7 protein-coding genes are annotated in these 4036 nt (G+C 33.5%); 6 read left to right on the top strand and 1 reads right to left on the bottom strand.

Annotated features, from left to right (window positions below; translation table 11 throughout):
- Positions 1-42 precede the first annotated feature (42 nt).
- Positions 43-936, top strand: a complete 894-nt coding sequence (gene thrB, locus J7M77_RS08815; protein ID WP_296877592.1) for a homoserine kinase — start codon at positions 43-45, stop codon at positions 934-936.
- Positions 937-945: 9 nt separating this feature from the next.
- On the opposite strand, the gene J7M77_RS08810 is transcribed toward thrB, so the two are convergent.
- On the bottom strand, positions 946-1185 hold the full coding sequence (locus tag J7M77_RS08810) for a helix-turn-helix transcriptional regulator (RefSeq protein WP_296877590.1): 240 nt from the start codon (positions 1183-1185) through the stop codon (positions 946-948).
- Positions 1186-1319: 134 nt separating this feature from the next.
- On the opposite strand from J7M77_RS08810, the gene J7M77_RS08805 reads away from it, so the two are divergent.
- The 5 genes from J7M77_RS08805 to rpsI form a co-directional block, all read left to right on the top strand.
- Positions 1320-2006 (top strand): tRNA threonylcarbamoyladenosine dehydratase, encoded by a 687-nt coding sequence (locus tag J7M77_RS08805; protein ID WP_296877588.1) that lies wholly within the window; start codon positions 1320-1322, stop codon positions 2004-2006.
- On the top strand, positions 2006-2248 hold the full coding sequence (locus J7M77_RS08800; RefSeq protein WP_296877585.1) for a hypothetical protein: 243 nt from the start codon (positions 2006-2008) through the stop codon (positions 2246-2248). Before J7M77_RS08805 ends, J7M77_RS08800 begins: the two co-directional genes overlap by 1 nt.
- Positions 2248-2988: an alpha/beta fold hydrolase gene (locus tag J7M77_RS08795; protein ID WP_296877583.1), complete on the top strand. Its 741-nt coding sequence runs from the start codon at positions 2248-2250 to the stop codon at positions 2986-2988. Before J7M77_RS08800 ends, J7M77_RS08795 begins: the two co-directional genes overlap by 1 nt.
- A gap of 242 nt (positions 2989-3230) precedes the next feature.
- On the top strand, positions 3231-3668 hold the full coding sequence (gene rplM, locus J7M77_RS08790; RefSeq protein ID WP_296877580.1) for a 50S ribosomal protein L13: 438 nt from the start codon (positions 3231-3233) through the stop codon (positions 3666-3668).
- A gap of 17 nt (positions 3669-3685) precedes the next feature.
- Positions 3686-4036: 30S ribosomal protein S9 (rpsI, locus tag J7M77_RS08785; RefSeq protein ID WP_296877577.1), on the top strand; the 351-nt coding region annotated here is incomplete at its 3' end.

Here is a 4036-nt window from a genome sequence, read left to right as displayed (position 1 = left end):
GATTTTATCAAAGCTGAAATTGAAGCAGTCTAGGAGGATTTTATGAAAGTAAAAGTAAAAGTACCCGCAACAAGTGCTAACTTAGGGCCGGGATTTGACGTTGCTGGGGTTGCTTTAACCTTATTTAATACCTTTACATTTGAATTAATTGATGAAGGATTAGTAATAACGGGCTGTCCTGAACAGTTTTGTAATGAAGATAATTTGACTTATCAGGCGTTTAAACAGGGAGCTAAAGCTTGCGATTTAACATATCAGGGGCTAAAAATTGAATGTAGTGGCGATGTTCCTTATACAAGAGGGCTTGGAAGTAGTTCGACATGTATTGTAGCTGGAATCGTTGGGGCTTTTGCTTTTCAGGATAAAGCCGAAGACCGTCAGGAGATTCTTGAACTGGCGACAGCCATTGAAGGACATCCAGATAATGTGGCCCCAGCTATTTTTGGTGGTTTAACCGTTTCGGTCATGGAAGAAGATAATGTATTGACATTAAATATTCCCGTTAAACATGATTATCGTTTTGTAGCTTTGATCCCGCCATTTACACTATCAACCGAGCAATCACGTTCAGTTTTGCCACAAGTATTACCACGAAGTGATGCGATTAAAAATGTTTCGCATTTAGCTTTGATGGTTGCTTCGCTAATCAATGGTTATGATGATGGGTTGAAGTTAGGATTTAAAGATCGTTTACATCAGCCTTATCGCGGTGATTTGATCAAAGGTTATAATGAAATCATGGCAGTCTTAGAAAAAGATGAAGCCATTTTAGGAGCCTATTTATCTGGTGCGGGACCAACGATCATGGCATTGATTCGTAGTGAAGATAAAATGGGAGTTGTCCGCATTAAAGAAGAACTTGGTGATTTAATTAAAGAATGGCAAGTAGTTAAATTAGAATTAGATATGCGTGGTTATGTAGCTGATTATGAATAAAAAAAGAAATCAACGTTTTGATTTCTTTTTCTTTTGACTATAATCTGTTTTATCATCAGTTCGCTCGATTAAATAATCAACGGTTGTTTCATGAAAAGTAGCTATCTTAGATAGTATTTCTGGATCAATGGTCCGTTCACCACGTTCATATCGGGAATATGATCTTTGAGATACATTTAAATATTCAGCTAATTGTTTTTGTGTCAAATCTTTATCTTCACGTAAATCACGGATTCTTTTATATCTCATCATATCACCACCTAGTTTTATTATAGAGGTGACCAATGAGGTCTATGCACTTTTAGACCAATTTGGACTACAAAAAATTAGTACACTGCTTTATTAAACGATCGGATTAGTTTATAATAGTTTCGAGGTGAAATATGGAACAGTTTGCACGAATAGAAAGAATGGCTGGTTCTAACTGGATCGAACAGTTAAAAACAAAAAAAGTTGCTGTTTTTGGTTTAGGTGGAGTTGGCAGTTATGTTGTCGAAGCACTAGTTAGAGGCGGAGTTGGAAACTTAGTATTAGTCGATCATGATGTTATTGATATTACTAATTTAAATCGTCAGCTTTACGCTTTACATTCAACGATTGGATTAGCTAAAGTGGAAGTAGCTAAAAAACGTTGTTTGGATATTAATCCTAATGTCATCATTACTACTTATCAGCAGTTTTATTTACCTGATCAAGATGATGGAAATATTTTTAATGACTGTGATTATGTAATTGATGCAATTGATACTGTCAAAGCTAAAATTGGATTGATTGAAAAATGTAATCAATTAAATATTAAAATTATTTCATCAATGGGGACAGGTAATAAATTAGCACCCGAAAAGTTTCAAATTGCGGATATTTATAAAACATCCGTTTGTCCTTTAGCTAGAGTGATGCGTCATGAATTAAAAAAACGGCGAATTAAAAAATGTCCCGTTTTATTTTCAACAGAAGTACCTCAAAAAATAGAAGGAAGAACACCTGGCAGTATGAGTTTTGTCCCACCAGTGGCGGGAATGATGTTAGCAGGTTATGTAATGAAAGAATTAGTAAAGGAGGAAAAGTAATGGAAGGAATTGTAGAAATTAGTAAAGATGATTATATTGATGATTGTTTAAAAATTGTTAAAGAAATGATTACGACAGAAGATTTTAGTGATGAAATTTGGTTAGCATTAACAAGTGAAATCATGGATACATGTGTTCAAATTGGTGGCGATTATAACGAAGATAGTGTTCGTTTTATTACAAAACAATATCTTGATAACAATGGGATCAAGCGCTTTAAAAGAGCGCATGGTATTTTTTAATGCAGCATTATTGTGAAATTCCTACATTTAAAGGAACAATGCGCGGTTTTTTTCATAAACCTAACGTAGATAAACATCCAGTTTGTATTATTTTTCATGGTTTTACTGGACAAAAAACGGGAACTAAGTTTTCTTATGTCCAGCTAGCAAGAATGTTGGAAGCCAAAGGAATTGCCACGTTTAGATTTGATTTTCTTGGCAGTGGTGAAAGTGATTTGAATTTTAAAGATATGACTTTTAAAGATGAACTTTCATGTGCAAGAATTATTTTAGAAGAAACGATGAAGATGGAAAACTGTACTGAAATCTATCTTTTAGGTCATTCAATGGGTGGTGCCATCGCTAGTGAATTAGCTAAATTATATCCTGATGTAATTAAAAAGATGGTTTTATGGGCACCGGCCTTTAACTTACCAGCAGCTTTAGATTATTTGACGGGTAAAGTTGAAGCCAATGAAGAAGGTTTATATGATCATGGCGGTTATGAAATTTCTCAGGCTTTCGTTGATGACCTTTTAGCTCGTGACTTTTATCAAGATTTAGATAAATATCAAAATGAATTGTTGGTTATTCATGGTAAAAAGGATACTACGGTCCCTTATGAGATTTCTAAAATTTATATTCCTAAATTTTCTAAGCAGCTGCAGTTTGTAACAATTGAAAATGGCAATCATAATTTTGATACGATCAATGATATTAAGGAAGTATTGAAATTGTCATTAGATTTTTTAGCTAAATAAACGGATCGTTAGATAACGGTCTGTTTTTTTTTAAAGTGAGATATTATGTATTTGATTAGATATTAAAAGGGATAAAATAGTTGAAATAATCAATAAAAATGAGAGATTTGTAATGATAGAAATTAAATTGTTAAAAATGATAAGATAATTTACAAAAGTAATTGACATTGAATATTGATGTGTCTATAATAATAATGTTCTTATGAACCTAAGTCCCCGGTAAGGATAAAGGAGAAGAAAAAATGAGACAAACAACTATGGCAAATGCAGCCACAATCGAAAGAAAATGGTATGTAGTTGATGCAACTGACTTAACTTTAGGTCGTTTAGCATCAGAAGTAGCAAAAGTGTTAAGAGGGAAACATAAACCAACTTACACACCACATGTAGATACTGGTGATTATGTGATTATCGTTAATGCTGATAAAGTAGTAATGACTGGTAAAAAATTAGATTCAGTTAAATATTATCATCATTCAGGTTGGCTAGGTGGTTTAAAAGTTAAAACTGCCCGTCAATTCAAAGAACAAAATCCAACTGGTTGGGTTGAAGCAGCAGTAAAAGGTATGTTACCACATAATACATTAGGTAGAAAACAAGGGATGAAATTATTTGTTTATGCTGGAAGTGAACATCCACATGCAGCACAAAATCCTGAAGTATTAAAAATTAAAGGGTAAGGAGGTAAGACAGAGCAATGGCAAATGTACAATATCGCGGAACTGGACGTAGAAAATCTTCTGTAGCAAGAGTTATTTTAACACCTGGTACAGGAAATATTACAATTAACGATAAACCAGCAAAAGAATATTTACCATCAGATGTATTATTAATGATTGTTAATCAACCATTAGAATTAACTAATACAACTACTCAATTTGATGTAAGAGTTAATGTATATGGTGGAGGATATTCAGGACAAGCTGGAGCTATCCGTCATGGTATTTCAAGAGCATTATTACAAGCTGGTGAAGATTATAGACCAACTTTAAAAGCTGCTGGATTCCTTACTCGTGATGCACGTGTTAAAGAACGTAAAAAATACGGT

Source organism: Thomasclavelia sp., from assembly GCF_017889095.1.
In the GTDB taxonomy this organism is placed as follows: Bacteria; Bacillota_I; Bacilli_A; order Erysipelotrichales; family Coprobacillaceae; genus Thomasclavelia.
The sequence above is the reverse complement of the archived record's forward strand: the minus strand, read 5'-3'. Positions and strand labels throughout refer to the sequence as shown.